Genomic DNA, 20,753 nt, shown 5'->3' with positions numbered 1-20,753 from the left:
TAAACAATCGCGCCCGGTCTGACCCTGTTGCGACCGGGCGCGTGGTGTTACTTGAGCGGTGTCAGTGGCGGCAGCTTCCATTGACCGCTACCCACCTCAGGCTTGGGCAGGTAAATCCGCAGGACAGCGAAAAACGGGCCGGGCGGCGCCGGCAACCAGTTGCTCTGTTCGGCTTTCGGTGGCTCATGGTGCTGCAACGCCAGGGTCACACCGCCGTCGGCGTCGCGCTTGAGGTCACCCAGCATGCGCGAGTTGATCAGGTAGCGTTTCTTGTGATTGGGCACCAGCAGCTTGGTCTTGGCGTCGTACAGGGTCAGGGACCAGAACGCATCGGCCGGAGGCAACTGGTCCTTGGCAAAATGCACGGTGTAACTGTGCCGCGCACCGTTGGCCGGCTTGCCCTCGCTGTCGACGAAATAACTGAGGTACGCGGCCTCGTCGCTGGAGTTGCCGAAGATGCCCATGTCCGCACCGGCGTAGCGGTACAGGTAGTTGTTCTGCAGGTGGTCGCGGCTGCCGAACAGCTCACCGCTGGGCACTTGGTGGGTGTCGAGCTTGTCCTTCTTGAACGTTGCAAACTCGGCGCGGGCATCGCTGATGCCATCTTCCAGGGCCTTGCGCTGCTCGGTCGTCAACTGGTTGAACTTGAAGGGCGCACCGGGGGCGATGCCGATTGTGGCAAAGCGCGCCAGCAGGTCTTTTTCACTGTCCTGGGGCGCGGCGAAGGCCAACATGAAGTTCAGGTAGCGAAACAGTTGCGGGCCTTCGGCCATGGTCGCGGTGGGCTTGGGCCACTCGACCTTCGGCGCCTTGGCCGGCGCGGCTTGTTTCACGTAGCTGCTCAGTGGCTGCACTTTGTAGCCGTTCTGGATCTGCTTGACCTTGTTCAGGTCTTTTTCATCGAACAACTGCGTGCGATACAGGGCATAGGCGATGTTGCTTTCGCTGTACACCACGCGGTCCACGTCGACCGGTTGCTGACCTTTCCAGTCCGGGCCGGCAATCATGTAGTGGCCGCCATTGTTGCCGGTGCTGCGGGTGCCCAGGTAGGCGATGTTCTGCGTATAGAGGTCGATCAACTGCACCGAGTAGTAACGGTTATCTTCGATCTTCGGCAACGTGAGCACCAACGGCTCGCTGCGCAGGTCCATCCATACAAAGGAGTAGGGCGTGTCGGCGTTCGGGGTCAAGATCGCCGTGTCCTTGGGCGTAAACACCTGGGCGGTGTTGCCGATCCGGTTGAACGGTGCCTTGAAGTTGGCGCCGCCTTTATCAACGGCCTGGGTGTAGAGCGTCTTGTACATCTGCACCACCGGGTAGCCATACAGGTAGGCTTCCTTGGCGATGGCCCGCGCTTCGCTCGGGGTCGCGGTGAAATCGGCCCAGGCGCCGGTACTCAAGAGTATCGAGAGGCTCGCCAACAGCAGGCGCGTCGGTTTTCCAATCATGTTGTTGCGTCCTTACAGGGGCTTTGAGTGACGGGGAGTGAAGGCTGCGAGTTTCCGGTTTTATTTCCCGAACGTCACGTTAATCCCTGCAAAAATGACGCAGGTCACGTTATCCCGCTGGCGACGGAATCAGGCTTTGGGCAGCATTGATTTGACTTTGTCGCGCAGTTGGTCGATCGAGAACGGTTTGGCAATCACCTGCATGCCTGCGGGCACGTCAATGTTCTCGGCATAGCCGCTGGCAAACAGGATCGGCAGCGAGGGTCGCAGCTCACGGACTTTCGTTGCCAGTTGCTTGCCGTCCATGTCCGGCAGGCCAACGTCGGTCATCATCAGGTCAATCACCTTGTCGCCGTCTTGAACCGTGTTGAGCGCCTCTTCGGCATCGGCCGCTTCAAGCACCGTGAACTCCAGCTCCTCAAGCACATCGACGATCAGCATGCGCACAATGGCATCGTCTTCGACGACAAGGATTGTGGAGGTTGGCGCGGACGACATAGTGGGAGTTCCTGAAAAGAGGGGGGGGGCGGTGATAAAAAAGTCAAAAAGACACTTCACTAGTGAGTCTTCCCGATCCAGGCAAGTTCCCCAGAAGCGCGCATTGTGACGACACTGGACGGCGTTGTCTCTTTCCAGGGGCGTACAAATTGAATTCTTAGGCCCAGCCCCGCAGGGTTTGCTGCAAGGCTGGGGTGTTCAACAGCGCAAATCAAGGCATTACAATTGGGCATCGATGAGTTGCTGTAGAGCCGGCTTGTTCACGAAATCGACATTCATGTCAGTTGGGTCAAATGTGCTGACAGAGTATTCCCGTGTACCGCGCTTTTTGCCGTAGGGGAGCAGGGTAGCGGCAATGTTCCCGCTGTTCAGTGCTTTCTCCATGCCCTCCTGCATCGATTGCAAGGTGGTGAATGTGGCCATCCCGGAGTTGGGTTCGTAGAAAAACCAATCAGTCTTGCCGGCTTCAACTCTTATCCCGGCGAGCATTGCATGGTCCTTGGTCGTTATCCGCAGGGTTTTTGATTGGGGGGAGTTGGTCAAGTCCTCGATGATGTCTTGGTAAGGTTTCTTCGTATGCGGTTTGCCCATATGGAAAGTAGTTTTCCTGCTGGCCGAGTCTTGAAGATCTTTTAGCTGTTGAATGAACAAAGCAGCTTTGGGATCGCTTGGGTTATCGGCTGCCCTGTAGAGGTTTTGCATCAGCTTATCTTCTTTCCCTTGGTGGACCGCCAAGGCCATTGCATTGGATAGACCCGCGCACTCGCCACGCGACGTAATATCAACATTCGCCAGGTAATGAACTTGTGACACCGGGACGACGCGAACGCCGGGCGCGCTGACATCGTGGGTCAAGAGACGAGATGCGTACTGAGCATTCTCAAGGTCTTTCTTTTTGATTTCCCTTGTCAGCACCCCCATTTCTTCCGGGGTTCGATCGGTTTTTGATGCCAACTGCCTGAGTTCCGCGCTGTCCATGCCTTTGTGGTACCCCTTGACATTCTCCAGTAGGCCGCGTGAATGCCCTAAGTTGTACCGCGGCAGATTGGGCGGCGTTTGCGCAGCGAGAATGTTGTTCTTGAGGTCCATATGATGGAATTCGCGCTCTCCCTGGGCGTTAAACGTGGGGGGCTCACTTGCGCCCTTGGGCTTGAAATCCTTGATCGGCAACCCATACAGCTCGTTTTTGTCGGGGTTGTAGTGGTACCACTGATCGTTCTTGAGCACTGAGACCGTTTCAATGCTGCGGTTCCCGGCGGTAAACGTACCGATCAAGGCCGTGCCGTGTTCTTTGCTGACGGCGTTCAGCAGGTCATAGCTACCGCTGGCACCCCTTAGTTTATGAATGGCCTCAGCCCCTCTGGTCGCGAGGAAACTGGCGCCCTGGCCCAATACCCTCGCGCCTCCCGCCGCTAGATCACCCAAACCGCTCAAGGGGTTCAGCGCCCCTATGGTCGCTGCACCGATCACTTTGGCGGCGCGTAGCGCCTTGGCGCCGCTGGAGAGCGCGGAGCTGCTTATCTTCATCAGTTTGCCTGCGGCTGCGGCGCCAGCGGTGAGAAAGCCGAATACATCCAGCGCCAGATCGAACGCGCCCTCGCCATAGTTCCCTTTCTGGAAATTGACGATGGCCGATCGAAACGGGATCAGGTTTAACAGAAATTCGGTGAGTGGCTTGGGGCCGCCTTGCAATTCGTCCAGGGTGGTCTGGCCCAGCGCATTGGCTTTTATAGACGGGTCGTCGAGTTCAAGGTGCTGCACAAACGCGTTGGCAATGGCATGGGATCGATCGCCGCTGAAGGTGTTCAACTGTGATTCATTCACCGGTCGTTCAACACTGAGCAGGTCGGCTCCCTCCTCAGGCTTGAAGGGTTTAGTCGTGGATACCCACCGTGATCGACTTGAACTCTGTTCCTCCGCCCGCCACAGATGCGTGGGTTCAATCGTGCCTTTGTTGAAGTTGATTTCGTAAGCTGCTGATACGCCGTTCAGTTCAGTCCTGATCAGCAGGCCTGGCTTGTTTGGACCGTAGGTTTTATCGGTAAACCCCAGGCCTAACTCGTGCGAACCTTCTTGGAACAAGGTGACTTTACCGAATTCGAATTTTTTTCGATCCGCCAACGGCAGCTGTGAAATCAAGTGCCGGATCGTGGTGTTTACAGCGGATTTTTTGTCCTTGATGCTTTGGCTGAACTCTTGTTCGAAGGCGCCTCGCACGCCAAAACTCAAGTTGGCGTTCAATGCTTCCAACGGAATACGGGGGTCATCCGACTTGAAGGGCGCCGGATCCGGCAAATCCATCATGGCGATATCCAACATCGAATGCTCGCCTACCAGCCTGATTTGCTTATCGGTCCCGCGATAAGTGTCTGTACTCAGCACTTTCTCTTCGAAAAGCGGCCCCAGGTCGCCAAAACGCTCTTGGAGTCTGGCCAGTGCAATTTCTTTTCGGGTGGGTATTGACTCGTCCAGCGCTTTGGTCGCCGTGAGCCGAGCGTCAAGTTGTTCGTTGAAGGCGGTTCTGACCGTATCGAGTTGTGCGTCGGAGTAGTCGTCGTTGAGGTTTTTGCCGATAACACCGTTGGCCACTCCCCAATCCACCAGGGCCGCAGCCTGGGCGTGCTGGGTAATCGAACGGTCTGCCAGGGATGCACTTTCGGCTTCTCGCATGACATCGGCAAACGTCATGTTCGGGACTTTGCCCGGCGTACGGGCCTCGATTGTGGCCGCAGCCACCGCCAGGTTCATCCACGCCGTACTGCCATAGGTCACCGAGGCAGGTATGTCCTTGATCAGGAACATCGGGGCGCGGCTGGCCAACAGCAGGTGGGCACCGACGTGTGCCAAGGCGGGGCTTGTGCGCTTTGTCGCGCTCAAATGAGCGGCCAGGCCTTCAACTACGGCGGAGGCGGGCTTACCCCAATGTTGCTCGCTTGCCAGATCGAAACCGGCAATGCTGTTGCGACGAGGCGCGGTGATGGACTCAGGGTCCATCTGCAGCGCAATCCCCGCCAGCAGGTAATCCGTCACGCTGCTGTCGGTGTCAATGCCTTGCATTTTCTCTTGTATGTCTTTGCCCATCAGTTGGGCCCGCGGTGAGCTGATCAGCGCATTCAGTATCTTCGCGGGATCATTCTGCGCATCCGCCGGTAACGGCTGACGATAACGCAGGAACTCCAGTACACCGTCTTGGGTTTGCATCACCAACGGTTTGTCACCCAGATGGTGGACGTGATTGAGCGTAAAGGCCCGCAGGCGTCGCTGGTCGTCTGACGCCAAGGGCGTTGGCCAGGACAGCGCGCCTCCCAGATTGCCCAGAGGGTGCTCCAACGCTCTGTCGATCACCGCATCAGCGAGTGCATTGAGGTGGAAGTGGGCGGCGGGCACCTTGACTCCCAGGTGCTCGATGAAAGCCTCCAGGCTCACGCTGCCATTGCCCGGCGCGAGGTACGAAGAGGCCGGATCGATAGCCATGGATGTGTTTTTTACCCCCTCAAGAATGGCCTCTGGCGTTGCGTCCTTGCCCATTCTTGTCGCTAGGTCCCTGAGCGCCTGGCCGAGCGTCTTCAAGTTCGCCTTATCGGCCAGTTGGCCGCGGAGGTCGGTTTTCCCGGGTGACGATGGGGTGTCCGAGGGGCCTATAGCCGAAGGGGCTGACTCAGCAAGGCTCGGCCTGGGCGTGGCTGTAACGACGGAAAGGGGCGTGGCGGTAGACACATGTGTCGAGATATTCAACATGCTGCAAATACCTTTACGGATAGGAATTAAGCGCCCTCCTGATGGAAACTCCCTGTTTCGGAGACGCCGCATTGGGTGGAAAACCGACGCGCCCACGTTCCGATTGCACGTGCACAACAGTGTGAGGAGTTAATTCGTTGACATGATGTGACACGCCGTTGATAGAGGCACTTTTGTACCAAGTGGCAGCAGTTCTTCGCACTCCCGGCCTTAGAAAAATAGCGTTCAACCGCAACTTTGGGGCAAACTCCCGGTTTTTCCGTACTTGGCCAAGGCATGCCCATGACTCCCGCGTCGTCAGTCGATGAAAAGAGCTTTCGTACCCTCCTGAGCCGAAACGTGGCATTACCGCTGGGTGTGGGTGTGCTCAGCGCCGTGTTTTTTGTGTGCCTGATCACTTATTTGCTGACGGTGATCAAGTGGGTGGAGCACACCGATCGGGTGATCAATAACCTTAACGAGTCTTCCAAGCTCACCGTTGACCTGGAAACCGGCATGCGCGGGTTCCTGATCACCGGTGACGAGCATTTCCTCGACCCGTACGAAGTGGCCAAGCCGCGCATCATTGCCGACCTGCGTAACTTGCAGGAGTTGGTGGCGGATAACCCGCAGCAGGTCGACCGCCTCAAGCGCTTGGAGGCCATGCAGGGTGAGTGGAACAAGTACGCCCAGTCGATGATTGATATGCAGCGCCAGAGCGGCGATTACCGCAGCGCTGTGAAGGCTGGCCGAGGCAAGCGCCTGACCGATGAGATCCGCAAGGAATACGAAGACGCGGTGGCGATGGAGCAACAGTTCCGTCTTTCCCGCAATGAGGATGTCACACGTACCACGATAATCAGTGTCACCCTGTACCTGGCGTTCGTACTCGGCTTGAGTGGTTTTCTGGCGTATATCGGCAGGAAAAATCTGCTTTCTCTGTCAGAGAGCTACGCCACAACCCTCGCGTCACAACAGAAGATTGCACGCCGCCTCGAACAGCAGGCCTGGCTGCGCAACGGGCAGACTGAACTGGCCGAACAAGTGCTGGGCCAACTGACCCTGAACATGCTCGGGCGCAATATCCTGCAGTTTTTTGCCCAATACATGGGCTCGGCCGTTGCGGCGCTGTATGTGCGCGAGGAACACGGCGGCCTGAAACGGGTGGCCACTTATGGCTTCTCCCGCGAGCAGGAGCAACTGGAGCAATCAATCTACAGCGACGAAGGTATCGTTGGGCAGGCCGCGCAACTGGAGCGTCTGATCCGCCTGGATGATGTGCCGGTGGATTACTTCAAAGTCAGCTCCGGCCTCGGCGAAGGCCCTACACGCAGCGTGCTGGTGATGCCGACCAGCGATGACGACCGCGTCAACGGCGTGATCGAACTCGGCTTCCTGCGCCCGCTGGATGACCGCGACATTGAATTGCTGGAGCTGATCGCCGGCAACATCGGCACCTCCATCGAGGCCGCGCGTTATCGCCAGCGCCTGCAAGAAGTGCTGGCCGAGACCCAGCAGCTCAACGAAGAGCTGCAAGTGCAGCAGGAAGAACTCAAGACCGCCAACGAAGAGCTGGAGGAGCAGTCACGCATCCTCAAGGAATCCCAGGCCCACCTGGAGACCCAACAGGCAGAGCTGGAACAGACCAACGAACAATTGGCCGAGCAGACCCAGACCCTGGCCGACCAGCGCGACGCGATGGACCGCAAGAACATCGAACTCAATCAGGCCCAGGTGGAACTGGAAGATCGCGCCGAAGAGTTGCAGCGTTCCAGCAAGTACAAGTCCGAATTCCTCGCCAACATGTCCCACGAACTGCGCACGCCGCTCAACAGCTCGTTGATCCTGGCCAAGTTGCTGGCGGAAAACCCCCAGGACAACCTCAGTGCCGAACAGGTCAAGTTTGCCGAGTCGATCTATTCGGCCGGCAATGACCTGCTCAACCTGATCAACGACATCCTGGATATTTCCAAGGTCGAAGCCGGCAAGCTGGAAGTGCGCCCGGAAAACTCCAGCGTGGCGCGTCTGGTCGACGGTCTGCGCGGGATGTTCGAACCCCTGGCTGCGGACCGCAAACTGGGCTTCCAGGTGGAGGTCCAGGCCGACGCGCCGGCGATGCTGTTTACCGACCGCCAGCGTCTGGAGCAGATCCTCAAGAACCTGCTGTCCAACGCGATCAAGTTCACCGAACAGGGTCAGGTCAGCCTGTCGGTGTCCCGCGCATCGGAGGAGGGCATTGCCTTTACCGTGCGCGATTCCGGGATCGGTATTGCGCCGGACCAGCAGGAAAGCATCTTCGAAGCCTTCCGCCAGGCCGACGGCACCACCAACCGCCGTTACGGCGGCACCGGCCTGGGCCTGTCGATTTCCCGCGACCTGGCAACCTTGCTCGGTGGCTACATCAGCGTGACCAGCGAACCGGGCAAGGGCAGCGTGTTCACCCTGATATTGCCCGAGCAGTACCTGGAGCGTGCCGACGACGCGCCGCCGATCGAGCAACCGCGCCACGCCGTGGTAGTGCCTGCCCCGACACCGATCAAGGTGTCGCCGCTACCGGTCGCCGAGGCTGACTTGATCCCGCGCTTTGCCGATGACCGCGACAAGGCACCGTTCACCACCCGCTGCATCCTGGTGGTGGAAGACGAGCCCAACTTCGCCCGGATCCTGTTCGATCTGGCCCACGAACTGGGCTACCACTGCCTGGTTGCCCACGGGGCAGATGAAGGCTACAGCCTGGCCGAGGAGTACATCCCGGACGCGATCCTGCTGGACATGCGCCTGCCGGACCATTCCGGGCTGACCGTGCTGCAACGCCTCAAGGAGCACGCCAGTACCCGTCATATCCCGGTGCATGTGATCTCCGTGGAAGACCGCGTCGAAGCCGCCATGCACATGGGCGCCATCGGCTATGCGGTAAAACCCACCACCCGCGAAGAGCTCAAGGACGTGTTTGCACGTCTGGAAGCCAAGCTGACCCAGAAGGTCAAGCGCGTCCTCCTGGTAGAGGACGACGACCTGCAACGCGACAGCATTGCCCGCCTGATCGGCGACGATGACATCGAGATCACCGATGTCGGCTTTGCCCAGGCCGCGTTGGACCTGCTGCGCACCAACGTCTACGACTGCATGATCATCGACCTCAAGCTGCCGGACATGCTCGGCAATGAGCTGCTCAAGCGCATGGCCACCGAGGACATCTGCTCGTTCCCGCCGGTAATCGTCTACACCGGGCGTAACCTCACCCGCGATGAAGAGGCCGAGCTGCGCAAGTACTCGCGCTCGATCATCATCAAGGGCGCACGCTCGCCGGAGCGCCTGCTGGACGAAGTCACACTCTTTCTGCACAAAGTCGAATCCCAGCTGTCCCATGACCGTCAGAAGATGCTCAAGACCGCCCGCAGCCGCGACAAAGTGTTCGAGGGGCGCAAAATCCTGTTGGTGGACGACGATGTGCGCAACATTTTCGCCCTCACCAGTGCGCTTGAGCACAAAGGCGCTGTGGTGGTGATCGGGCGTAACGGCCGCGAAGCCATCGACAAACTCAATGAAGTCGACGATATCGACCTGGTGCTGATGGACGTGATGATGCCGGAGATGGACGGATACGAGGCCACCGCCTTGATCCGCCAGGACCCGCGCTGGAAGAAGCTGCCGATCATCGCGGTGACGGCCAAGGCCATGAAGGACGATCAGGAGCGTTGCCTCGCGGCGGGCTCCAACGATTACCTGGCCAAGCCGATCGATCTGGACCGTCTGTTCTCACTGATTCGCGTATGGCTACCGAAGATGGAACGCATTTAAGTGGAGCACGTTTTTTTGGACAAGAGCAGCGACATCGAGCTGCGCCTGCTGATTGAGGCGATCTACCTCAAGTACAGCTATGACTTTCGCGACTACTCCGGTGCGTCGGTCAAACGCCGCGTGGCGCACGCGCTGCGCCAGTTCGACTGCGCAACCATCTCGGCCTTGCAGGAGCGTGTGCTGCACGATCCGGCGGCGTTCATGCAACTGCTGCAGTTTCTGACGATTCCGGTGAGCGAGATGTTTCGCGACCCGTCGCACTTTCTGGCCATCCGCCAGGAAGTGGTGCCGCTGCTGAAGACGTATCCGTCGATCAAGATCTGGATCGCCGGTTGCAGCACGGGGGAGGAGGTCTACTCCATGGCGATCCTGCTGCGCGAAGAGGGCCTGCTGGAACGCACGATCATCTACGCCACGGACATCAACCCGGCCTCGCTCGATAAAGCCAAGCAAGGCATCTTCTCCCTGGAGAACGTGCGCGCCTACACCGCCAATTATCAGCAGGCCGGTGGGCAACGTTCATTTGCCGACTACTACACGGCGGCTTACGATTACGCCATCTTCGACAAGACGCTACGCGAGAACGTGACCTTTGCCGATCACAGCTTGGCGACCGATAGTGTATTCTCAGAAACTCAATTAATTTCGTGCCGTAACGTACTGATTTATTTCAATAAAAAGTTGCAAGACAGGGCGTTTGGATTGTTTCACGAGTCGCTGTGCCATCGCGGCTTTCTGGTGCTGGGCAGCAAGGAAACCCTGGATTTTTCGGCCTACAGCAAGCAATTCGAACCCTTGGTCAAGCAGGAACGGATCTACCGCAAATCATGAACGAAGCGCCAGCCAGCCCGATTCGCGGGATTGAAGCCATTGTCGTCGGCGCGTCTGCCGGCGGTGTGGAGGCATTGCTGAGTATTTTTGGCGAGCTGCCTGAGGGCTTTGGCTTGCCCATCATTGCGGTGCTGCACCTGCCGGATGAGCGTCGCAGCCAGTTGGCCGAAGTGTTTGCCCGTCGCCTGCGTATCCCGGTGCATGAGGCGCGTGACAAAGAGCAGATCAAGGCAGGCGCTCTCTATTTCGCTGGCCCTGGTTATCACCTCTCGGTGGAGCTTGATTACAGCCTGTCCCTGAGCCAGGAGGACCGCGTGCATCATTCCCGACCCGCCATCGATTACCTGTTCGCGTCGGCCGCCGATGCCTACGGCAAAAATCTGCTGGCGATTCTGCTGACCGGCGCCAACCAGGACGGCGCGCGTGGTCTGGCCCACGTCAAGCGCTCCGGTGGCATCACCGTCGTGCAAGACCCGGCCGAGGCGCGCATCTCCGTAATGCCCCGGGCGGCCCTGGCCCTGCATACCCCCGACCATATTCTTACGCTGAGCCAAATCGGCTCGTTACTGGCTTCGCTGGAATCTTCCCCATGTTAAGTACTGTCCAGGCCAAACTGCTGATCGTTGACGATCTGCCGGAGAACCTGCTGGCCCTCGAAGCGCTGATCAAGCGTGAGGATCGCCAGGTCTTCAAGGCATTGAGCGCCGATGAAGCCTTGTCCCTGTTGCTGGAGCACGAATTCGCCATGGCGATTCTCGACGTGCAGATGCCCGGCATGAACGGTTTCGAACTGGCCGAGCTTATGCGCGGCACCGAAAAAACCAAGAACATCCCGATTGTGTTCGTCAGCGCTGCTGGCCGCGAACTCAACTACGCCTTCAAGGGCTACGAAAGCGGCGCCGTGGATTTCCTGCACAAACCGTTGGATATCCACGCGGTGAAGAGCAAGGTCAATGTGTTTGTCGACCTCTATCGCCAGAGCAAGGCCATGAAGCAACAGGTCGAAGCCCTGGAGCGCAGCCGCCGCGAGCAGGAGTTGCTGCTGAACCGCCTGCAGGCCACCCAAGCCGAGCTGGAGCAGGCCGTGCGCATGCGTGACGACTTCATGTCAATCGTCGCTCACGAAGTGCGTACGCCCCTCAACGGGCTGATCCTGGAAACCCAACTGCGCAAGATGCACCTGGCCCGGGACAACGCCGCCGCCTTCACCCTGGACAAGATGCACGCGATGGTCGACCGCGATGAGCGACAGATCAAAAGCCTGATTCGCTTGATCGAAGACATGCTCGACGTGTCGCGTATCCGTACCGGCAAGTTATCGATACGCCCGGCGCGGTTTGACCTCGCACAACTGGTCAGCAACCTGGTGGAAAACTTTGCGCCGCAAGTGGCGGCCGCCGATTCGTCGATGCAACTGGTTGCAGACGAGCCCGTCGAAGGCAGCTGGGACGAGTTCCGCATTGAACAGGTGGTCACCAACCTGCTGACCAACGCCCTGCGCTACGGGGCCAAGAGCCCGGTTGAAGTGCGGGTCTACAGTGAGCACGGCGAAGCACGGGTAGAGGTGCGTGATCACGGTATCGGCATCAGCGAAGAGAACCAGAAGCGTATCTTCCAGCAGTTCGAGCGCGTGTCCGCCAGCCAGGTAGCAGCGGGTCTTGGCCTGGGACTGTTTATTTCCGAGCAGATCGTTGCGGCCCATGGTGGCACCATCGAGGTCGAAAGCCAGATAGGCGAGGGCGCGCTGTTTCGGGTGTGCCTGCCCCTCGATACGTCGGCGTGAAATCAATCGTCACTTCGACGCAACCTTCTGCGTGACCCTATGGTCGTACATGCAGCAACTGACCGGACAAAGGCTTCCCATGAGTGAAGATGCACAAGATGTCGTACTGATTGTCGAAGACGACGAATCCATTATGTTTGTGCTGGGCGAATACCTGGCAGGCCTCGGCTATCGGGTGTTGAAGGCGATCAATGGGGAGCAGGCATTCGAAATCCTGGCCTCCAAGCCGCACCTGGACCTCATGGTGACTGACTACCGCCTGCCGGGCGGGATTTCCGGGGTGCAGATCGCTGAACCTGCGATCAAGCTGCGGCCGGAGCTGAAGGTCATCTTTATCAGCGGTTACCCTCAGGAAATCCTCGATTGCAACAGCCCGATCACGCGCAATGCACCGATCCTGGCCAAGCCGTTTGATCTGGATACGCTGCAGGAACATATCCAACGCCTGCTGGCCTGAAACGAAAGGGCCGGCGCAGAGATATCTCTGGCCGGCAAGACCACCTTCAGTCGATCAAATCAAATACCTCACGCTTCTCGCCTGCAGTAAATTGCTTCACCGGATGGTTGCCCTCAATCAGCTTGAATGTCCCGTCAGGGTGCACATCAATGCCACTGGCAGTAGTGATGGAGATCGAGTCCGGATGCCGGGTCGCAAGGTCCCGCAGCAACGTTTGGCCCTTGTGCTCCTGACTGAGTACCGATGAGAGCCCATAGGCGCTTCTGGTGTTGTCGCCGCCAACGAGGATGAGTTTGGCGCCGCCGTCCCCAAACGCAGTTTGTGCGTCTTTCAATGCGTTGGCTTGCAGATCGTTCAGCGCGCTGCCGCGCAGGTGCATCAGGGTCCGTTTCTGGTAGATGCCTTCCTTGAGATCCGAAAGGATCACGATCGCCGAACAGTCACTGATACCGCGGGTGTTGAGCAGCGTGGTGGTGTCTCGAACCGTTGCCGAATCGAACTCGGGGACGAACATGGATTCGGGTTTGCTGGCTGTCGGTGCCGCGACGGGGGCCGCAGGCTGAACGTTAGGGCGCGGCTTGGGTGTGGGAAATAGAGAGTCTGCGTACAAGTCGGTCACCGACTGCTTGTTGACGCTTGCTTTGGTAGCCCATGAAGGGTCTTGCACCGACACCTTGAATTCGAGTTTGTTCGGGTTGGTGCTATGGGTGGCGTATTGAACCGGCAGTTTTTTATCGGTGAATATTTTGGTCAAACCACGCTTCATCGTATCGGCATCTGGGAAGGGCACCAGACCGTAGTTGGCATCAAACAGAAAAAATTCTTTCTTGGCGCCAGTGACCCGTACGCCGGCCGTAATTGCGTGATCGGGTGTGCTTAGCATCAGGAATTTGGTTTTGGTCGCGTCGGTCAACTCTGGAACAATATCCAAATAAGAGATTATTCGAGGATTTGCCGTTCCGTGAAACAAGGTCTGACTCGTGACTTGCTTTTGGGTATCGTTCAATGCATCCACAAATTTGCGTGATGCCGGCGTCGCCGGATTGGCAGCTGCCTCGAACAGGTTGCCGATCAGCTTCATTTCCTTGCCATCCTTGATGGCTTCAGCCATGGCATGTGAAAGCGCTGCGCACTGGCCTTGGCTAAGGGGACTGACCTGGCTGAGGTACACCACCTGCGGACAGGGAATCAGCGTCGCGCCGACGGAACTGACGTTTTCGGAAAACCGGCTGGCGCTGTTCAAGCCATGTTGGACAGCCAGCCGTTCGCTCTGTCGAGCAAGTGTGCCCAGCTCTTGTGGCGTCAGCGTGGTTTTGTTGATAGCCAGCGATATGACCTGATCGGACATCATTTTCGACGAATAGCCCGCAATATCGGAAGGGCTGCCGGTGTTGTACCCGTTTTCAAACGCCGCCTTGTCCGGCCCACTTTTTGTATCCTCAAGCAACTGCTGCCATTTTCTCTTGTTGGCTATGGATTCCGCTGACTGCGGAGCAGACAGGGTCTTCCATTTCTCCAACCCACGGGGATTGGCGCTGACGGCAGGGAGAAAATCATTCAGAGGCGCTCCATAGGGTTGCCGCGCAATGGAGTCATAGCGATACCATTTTCCGTTTTGCGTAACGGCGGCCGATTCCAAGATTTTCCCATTTGACTTGAAGGTGCCTGACGAGGCCTCACCAAAACGCGCGCTGGCTGATGTAAGGTCATAACTGGCTGCGGCCCCCCTGAGCCGCCTTACGCCTTTGGTCACTTTGTTGATGCCTGTACCCGCCAGCTTCGCCCCGCCTTTGACCAGGTCGCCAATGCCATCCAAAGGGTTGAGCATACTCACGGCTGCCCGCCCTACAATTTTAACCAGGGACAGGGCCCTGGCAGCGATTGCTCCATTCTTTGCAACTTTTGCTGCAACGGAGGCGCCCGCGGTTACGAACCCTAGAATATCCAGGGTTAGGTCACCTATACCGGATGCAAAGTCGCCTTTTGAAAAACTCACAATTGCTGAGCGCAAAGGGATTAAATTCAGCAGGAACTCGCGGTATAGGACATATTCTGGAACTTCGCTCTCGAATGTCGTAGCACCTTTTGAGTAAGCCCTGAGTTTCTCTGAAACACCGGAATACACGTTGTCCGTTACAACGTTGGCGATGGCGCGAGTGCGTGCGCAATTATAGGTGTCATGAGCATTTTGACCGCGAGAAGGGGGGAAGTTAGCTACTTTTGTCGTATATCTAAGATTGCTTGACAGCCTGCAATAGTGGGCCACCTCAATAGGGTCTGCGTCGTCGCCTGAAACAACATCTTTTCTTTGGGAATGCCCCACTAAAAAGTTATTTTCCAGGTCGTTTCGCCTCTCTATATAGCCTTTCTGCGGATTTATTTCATAGAACCTCACCTCTGATCCGATTTTGCAGCGTGCGACCAACGGTTTGTTGTTGGTTGGCTGGCGTCGAGACAAATACCTACCGCCCGGGTTCGGGTCGTAGATGAGTTCCTCACGGTAAAAGTCAATTTCTCCTCGATCAACAAACTTTAAGTCATCTGCTGGAAGGCGAGAAACAAGGTATTTTACGGTTGTTCTAGTGCCGGCCTTTAAGTTCTCGATGTGCGATTCTATTTTATTTGAATATTCTGTCGAGACGTCAGCAAAACCAGCAGACTTGGAGAAAATTTCCGTGAACTTCAGGGCGCGCACACTTGAGAACCATTCGTTCTTATAGGTCTGTTGCACCACCCTCCCGCGCCTCACAGAGGGTGCGTTGAACAATCGCTTTGAAATATGTAAATCCAATAGCGAGTACGGCCCCGGAAAATCTTTATGGGGGATGGCGAGCTCTATGAATTTGGTATTGATGAAATCATAAAAATCAGCCTTATCTCCATGCTCCTTGCGATATTGCTCCGTGCTTGCCCCGGGAATTCCAAGCTTGCCCATAAGTGCCTCAAAGTAGGGCCGATTCTCGCTAAAACCAAGCGCCTCAAAGAGCTGCTCTGCTCCGACGTCCTTGCGCATAGGCAGGGGGGATTGTTTTGCCTCCAGCGCCTGAAGGAGCTCCTTCATTTGTTTCTGAAACGCCTCCAGCACCAACGTCCTTTGAGCCGCGCTGTAATCATCTGAAGGGCTTAACGTGATGAGGCTATTGGCAACCCCCCAGTCCATGAGTGCCTTAAACTTAGTCGTCTGCTCTATCTGTCGTTGCTCAGTGGTAAGGGGGACAACATCGCCCCGACGCAAGATATCCGCGTAGCTCATCATAGAAGTGGCGCCAGGCGTTTCAGCCTCTATGCGCCCCACGGCAGTGCTTAACGTCAGCCACGCCTGTGAGCCGTACGTTACGCTATCGGGAATGTCCTTGATCAAAAACTCCGGCGCCCGCTTTGACAGAAGCAGGTACGCAGCGACCGGGGCCATTTCGCGCGTGACTCTCGAATGGCCGGTGCCACTGGTTGCCCCAAGCAAATGGTCCGCAAGTCGTTTAACGATAGCGGAGGCCGTAAGGCCCGAGTTGCCTGGTTGGGCTAGCTCAAACCCCGACACTGACGTTCTTGAGGGTACAAGTTTTACTTCAAAGGCTGCATGGATAGCAGCCAACAGGTAATCGTTGGCACTGGTAGGCGTCGATGCTCCCCAACAGGTTATCTGTAACCCTTCGCCCAGTTCTTTCGCTTTAGAGGAACCGAGTATCTGCCCAATGATGAATCGTGGATTACGCAATTGACTGGGCTCCCAGCGTTGATTGCCGCTCAAATAACCCAACAGCCCACCGGGCCCTGGCTTTACGCGGCCTAGCACAACGATGTAGGGATTGCGCGCTGCATCACTGTCTAGAGGCGTCGGCCAGCTCAAGGCACCGCCAAAATCGCCGTGCGAGGGTGAGCTTGGCTTAGGAGTCGACAGCGCGATCAACAGGTCTTCCAGCTCTTCAGCAGTGCTGGGTAATTGCCAGTTCTGATCGCTGATGTAGTGTTTAAGGCTCACAGTCCTCGCTGAGCTCGTTGATTCGACCTGACCATGCTCCGATGCTGAATGTCTGCTGAAAGTTGTCGTTTCCAGAAAGTCGCCCACTGCTTGCGAGCCGTCTTTCGGGAATGTGTTCAAGAGCCGAGTCACTTCCTGTTTATTATTCAGGTCGGCGAGTTGATTCAGGTTTAACTTAAGTTCGGCGTCAGAACGTGAGCCACTTTGACTGAAGCTGCTGAAGGCAGTGCCGTCCTCCAAGTTGGCCGCCTGCGTCCGAACTCTGTCTTTAAGGATGTTGGTCGCGTCCTGTTGAGGCACCGTGATGCCATAAAATTTCGCGATATCGCTCAAAGACGCGGATTTTGGATTGTAGGTGGTGTCGGACGTGGGACTTAAGGCTTCAGCGACCTTCAGGAGAAGCGGGAAGGCTTGAAAGTTGGCAAAAGGGAAGTGAACCGCCTTCCCTGAGACCATGGCGATAATGCATTTATCTTCTGGAGAAATGGTTATCTTGTTCGAGAGGTCGACTTTGTTTTTTGCGGCCCACTGGATGACATCAGGAGTATTTAATATTTTTCCTATTAAAGAACGCCACTTGCCGAATGCTGAGTGTTCCGGGATATCGCGAATCACCTCGTTAAAGGGTTCAATGCCGGACTCACTATTTGCGTAGCGCAATAAAACTGTACGATAAAGCTGGGCCAGCCGTTTGTCAGCCTCTTCAGTGCTGTTAGTGCTCGCCCAATTTAAGACATGTGTCGAGCCGTCACCGTCCGTGCTCGCCATTACATTGCGTCTGGAAATGGTTTCACCCGTATGTTTCGGGCGCTGTGTGGGCAAGGACGTGCTTTGAATAATCGGCAGGGTTGTCATGAAAACTCTCGACGAATGTAAGTGAGTCGTCTGATTAGATAGACGGCAACTTGTTCTGTGGCGAGAGATGTAGTTAAGGTCCCTGTGCGTATTTTTGAAGTATTACAAAGCATTAGAAGAGCCACTAACAAGTTACCCTGCATAACTTGCGCCCCCCCCATTATGTTGGGAGGGGTTATGCTCGAATCATCTCCCTGACCTTCGCCGTCAATAGATCGAACGTGAACGGCTTGGTGATCAACTGCATGCCAGGGTCCAGGAACCCGCCGCGTACCGCCGCATGTTCAGCATACCCCGTGATGAACAACACCTTGAGATCCGGTCGAAGCTGCCGGCCGATTTCGGCCATCTGCCGGCCATTCATACCCGGCAGGCCGACGTCACTGATCAGAAGATCGATGCGTTGGTCCGACTCAATGATCGGTAATGCCGTATTGGCATCCCCGGCCTCAACAAAGCCATAACCCAACTCCTTGAGTACTGCGCAGACCAGCACGCGTACGGCGGGGTCGTCTTCGACGATCAGCACGGTCTCCCCCGAATTGGCCAATGGCAGCAGCGCAGGGTTGAGCGGGGCCGCCAGCACGGTTTCACCCAGAAAACGCGGCAGGAACAAGCTGACGGTCGTCCCCAGGCCCACTTCGCTGTGCAGGGTCACGTGGCCGCGGGACTGACGGGCGAACCCGTAGATCATCGACAAACCAAGGCCCGTGCCCTGGCCGATCGGCTTGGTGGTAAAGAACGGGTCGAATACACGGCCAATCACGCTTTCGGGAATGCCGCAGCCGTTGTCGCTGATGCTCAACTCAACGTAGTCGCCTGGGGGCAGGGTGCCAAAGGCGGCGGTAAACACGCTGTCCAGGTGTCGGTTGGTGGTTTCCACCACCAATTTGCCGCCGTTGGGCATGGCATCGCGGGCGTTGAGTACCAGGTTGAGCAGGGCGCTTTCCAGTTGATTGGGGTCGGCTTCGGCCGTCCACAGCTGGTCCGTGAGGTGCATCTCAAGGGTGATGCTTTCATTGATGCTGCGTTGCAGCAGTTCGCCCATTGAGCTGACCAGCTCGTTGATATTGACCGGCTTGGAATCCAGCGACTGGCGGCGGGAAAACGCCAGCAACCGGTGGGTCAACCCGGCTGCGCGGTTGGCCGAGGTGACGCCCAGGTCGATCAGGCTGTCGAGGTCGTCCAATTTGCCACGGGACACGCGCCTTCGCAGCAGCTCCAGGCTGCCGATGATCCCGGTGAGCATATTGTTGAAGTCATGGGCGATACCGCCGGTCAATTGGCCGACGGCTTCCATTTTCTGTGATTGGCGCAGGGCCTCTTCGTTGTGACGCAGTTGGGCCGTGCGCTCCTCGACTTGCTGTTCGAGGGTTTCCAGGGTGCGTTGCAGGCGCAGCTCGCTTTTGCTCAAGTCGATCAGGCGGTCACGCGCCTCATACTGCCGGCGACGGCCGCGCAGGGCGGTGCTGACCAGGCTGATCAGCGTCACGGGGTGGAAGGGCCGCTCCAGGAAGGTGACGTTGCCGAGCAAGCCGCTGAACTGGGAGGAGCCATTCTGCTCGCTGCCGCCATGGTGGGTCATCAGCACGATGGGCATGTCCGACCAGGCCGGCTGCTGGTGCAAGTACTCCAGCAGGGGCTCAAGGTCGACACCGCGCAATGCTTCAGCGGCGATGATCAGCAGGCCTGCACCCTGTTCCAGCGCGTCGCACAGCATTGGCAGGTGGGTCGCAACGATGCCGGTGTAACCGGCCTCGTTGAGCATCATCAGCGCCAGCGAGCTATCGCGCCCTACGGGCGCCAGGATAATCGCGCGCTCGGAGACGCCAGGTAGAGTGGGCACTATCCCTCATCCTTGAGCAGAGGGGAGCCGGCACCCATGTAGGTCGGGATGCCGCGCAGTACGCCCTGGAAGTTGTCCAGAGGCTCGCCAACGGTAAGGCCACGGCTGCCGATGCGGTATTCACGAATGGTTGATTCGTGGGCGCCGGTACGCTTCTTGATGATCGAAATTGCGCGGCGGACTTTGCCCAGGGCTTCGAAGTAACGCAGCAGAATCACCGTGTCGGCCAGGTAGGTGATGTCGACCGGCGCTTGCATATCGCCGACCAGCCCGTGTTGGGCGACGGTCATGAAGGTGGCCGCGCCTCTACGGTTGAGGTACAGCAGCAGTTCGTGCATGTGCAGGATCAGCGCGTTTTCCTCCGGCATTGCTGCCTGGTACCCGTTGATGCTGTCGATCACCACGGTCTTGATGCCCGCTTCATCGACGGCGCGGCGCACCCGGTGGGAGAACTCGCCGGGGGACAGCTCGGCAGCGTCCACTTGTTCGATCATCAGGTTGCCGGTGGCCTGCAGCGCTTCGAGGTCGATGCCCATGTTTTTCATGCGCTCGAACAGCAGCCCCAGCTCTTCGTCGAATATAAACAGCGCAGCCTTCTCACCCCGTGACACGGCGGCGGCGGCGAAGATCATCGAGATCAACGATTTGCCGGTACCGGCTGGGCCGAGGATCAGGCTGCTGGAGCCGGTTTCGATGCCACCACCCAACAATGAGTCCATCTCGCTGATGCCACTGGTGAGCGTCTGGCGGTTGTAGCCACCGCGGTGTTCGGCCGCCACCAGGCGAGGGAACACGTGCACGCCGTCCTGCATGATGGTGAAGTCGTGGAAACCGCCGCGATACTTCTGACCACGGTATTTCACTACCCGCACTCGGCGGCGTTCGGCGCCGTAGTTTGGCGTCAATTCTTCCAGGCGGATCACGCCGTGGGCCACGCTGTGCACGGTTTTATCCAGGGATTCGGTGGTCAGGTCGTCCAGCAGTAATACGGTGGCGTCGTAACGTACGAAGTAGTGCTTGATCGCGAGGATCTGCCGGCGGTAACGCAAAGAGCTCTGCGCCAGCAGGCGGATCTCGGAGAGGCTGTCGACGACCACACGGGTGGGCTTGACCCGCTCCACCACCTCGAAAATCTGCCGAGTGGCTTCGCCCAGTTCAAGGTCAGAGGAATACAGCAGGCTCTGCTGGTGCTCTGCATTGAGCAGGCTTTCCGGTGGGGTCAGCTCGAAGATATGGATGTTGTCGTCCAGGTCCCAGCCGTGGGACTCGGCGCCCTGGCGCAGTTCGTGCTCCGTCTCCGACAAGGTGATGTACAAGGATCGCTCGCCGTTTTTCGCCCCGGCCTGGAGGAAATGCAGCGCCACGGTAGTTTTACCAGTGCCGGGTTCGCCTTCCAGCAGGAACAAGTGGCTGCGCGATAGACCTCCGGAAAGAATGTCATCAAGACCTTCGATGCCGATGGCCGCCTTTTCACTGAACAGCTCTTTGGATGTAGACAAGAAGTGCCCTCGGGTCACGTACAAGTAGAAGGGCATGTC

11 protein-coding genes are annotated in these 20,753 nt (G+C 57.6%); 5 read left to right on the top strand and 6 right to left on the bottom strand.

The features are described 5' to 3' along the window. Positions 1-47 precede the first annotated feature (47 nt). The 3 genes from AOA60_RS02450 to AOA60_RS02440 form a co-directional block, all read right to left on the bottom strand. On the bottom strand, positions 48-1,448 hold the full coding sequence (locus tag AOA60_RS02450) for a DUF1254 domain-containing protein (RefSeq protein WP_099583013.1): 1,401 nt from the start codon (positions 1,446-1,448) through the stop codon (positions 48-50). Positions 1,449-1,577: 129 nt separating this feature from the next. Further along, on the bottom strand, positions 1,578-1,946 hold the full coding sequence (locus tag AOA60_RS02445; protein ID WP_099583012.1) for a response regulator: 369 nt from the start codon (positions 1,944-1,946) through the stop codon (positions 1,578-1,580). A 219-nt stretch (positions 1,947-2,165) separates the two neighbouring features. Beyond that, positions 2,166-5,474 carry a hypothetical protein gene (locus AOA60_RS02440; RefSeq protein WP_143522366.1) on the bottom strand — a complete coding sequence of 1,103 codons (3,309 nt, stop codon included), beginning with the start codon at positions 5,472-5,474 and terminating at the stop codon, positions 2,166-2,168. A gap of 492 nt (positions 5,475-5,966) precedes the next feature. Here AOA60_RS02440 and AOA60_RS02435 point away from each other — a divergent pair, with 492 nt between their 5' ends. The 5 genes from AOA60_RS02435 to AOA60_RS02415 all read left to right on the top strand — a co-directional run bounded on the left by AOA60_RS02435 (position 5,967) and on the right by AOA60_RS02415 (position 12,535). Beyond that, the gene (locus tag AOA60_RS02435; protein ID WP_099583009.1) at positions 5,967-9,464 is read left to right on the top strand and encodes a response regulator; all 3,498 of its coding nucleotides are present in this window, start codon (positions 5,967-5,969) and stop codon (positions 9,462-9,464) included. Beyond that, complete coding sequence (locus tag AOA60_RS02430) at positions 9,465-10,295, top strand: protein-glutamate O-methyltransferase CheR (RefSeq protein ID WP_224793894.1); 831 nt, start codon at positions 9,465-9,467, stop codon at positions 10,293-10,295. Then, positions 10,292-10,891: a chemotaxis protein CheB gene (locus tag AOA60_RS02425; RefSeq protein ID WP_099583007.1), complete on the top strand. Its 600-nt coding sequence runs from the start codon at positions 10,292-10,294 to the stop codon at positions 10,889-10,891. The genes AOA60_RS02430 and AOA60_RS02425 overlap by 4 nt, the downstream gene beginning before the upstream one ends. Continuing rightward, positions 10,885-12,078: a hybrid sensor histidine kinase/response regulator gene (locus tag AOA60_RS02420; RefSeq protein ID WP_099583006.1), complete on the top strand. Its 1,194-nt coding sequence runs from the start codon at positions 10,885-10,887 to the stop codon at positions 12,076-12,078. The genes AOA60_RS02425 and AOA60_RS02420 overlap by 7 nt, the downstream gene beginning before the upstream one ends. Positions 12,079-12,157: 79 nt before the next feature. Continuing rightward, positions 12,158-12,535 carry a response regulator gene (locus tag AOA60_RS02415; protein ID WP_099583004.1) on the top strand — a complete coding sequence of 126 codons (378 nt, stop codon included), beginning with the start codon at positions 12,158-12,160 and terminating at the stop codon, positions 12,533-12,535. Between the two features lie 46 nt (positions 12,536-12,581). On the opposite strand, the gene AOA60_RS02410 is transcribed toward AOA60_RS02415, so the two are convergent. The 3 genes from AOA60_RS02410 to AOA60_RS02400 form a co-directional block, all read right to left on the bottom strand. After that, the gene (locus AOA60_RS02410; protein WP_143522365.1) at positions 12,582-17,369 is read right to left on the bottom strand and encodes a hypothetical protein; all 4,788 of its coding nucleotides are present in this window, start codon (positions 17,367-17,369) and stop codon (positions 12,582-12,584) included. Positions 17,370-17,544: 175 nt separating this feature from the next. Beyond that, positions 17,545-19,215 (bottom strand): ATP-binding protein, encoded by a 1,671-nt coding sequence (locus AOA60_RS02405; protein WP_099583000.1) that lies wholly within the window; start codon positions 19,213-19,215, stop codon positions 17,545-17,547. Beyond that, a complete protein-coding gene (locus AOA60_RS02400) occupies positions 19,215-20,714 on the bottom strand; it encodes an ATPase domain-containing protein (protein WP_099583166.1) in 1,500 nt (499 codons plus the stop codon). The genes AOA60_RS02405 and AOA60_RS02400 overlap by 1 nt, the downstream gene beginning before the upstream one ends. Positions 20,715-20,753: the final 39 nt, after the last annotated feature.

It is taken from the genome of Pseudomonas sp. 2822-17 (genome assembly GCF_002742485.1).
GTDB classification, from domain to species: domain Bacteria; phylum Pseudomonadota; class Gammaproteobacteria; order Pseudomonadales; family Pseudomonadaceae; genus Aquipseudomonas; species Aquipseudomonas cyclaminis.
This window is presented reverse-complemented; position numbering and strand designations above follow the sequence as displayed.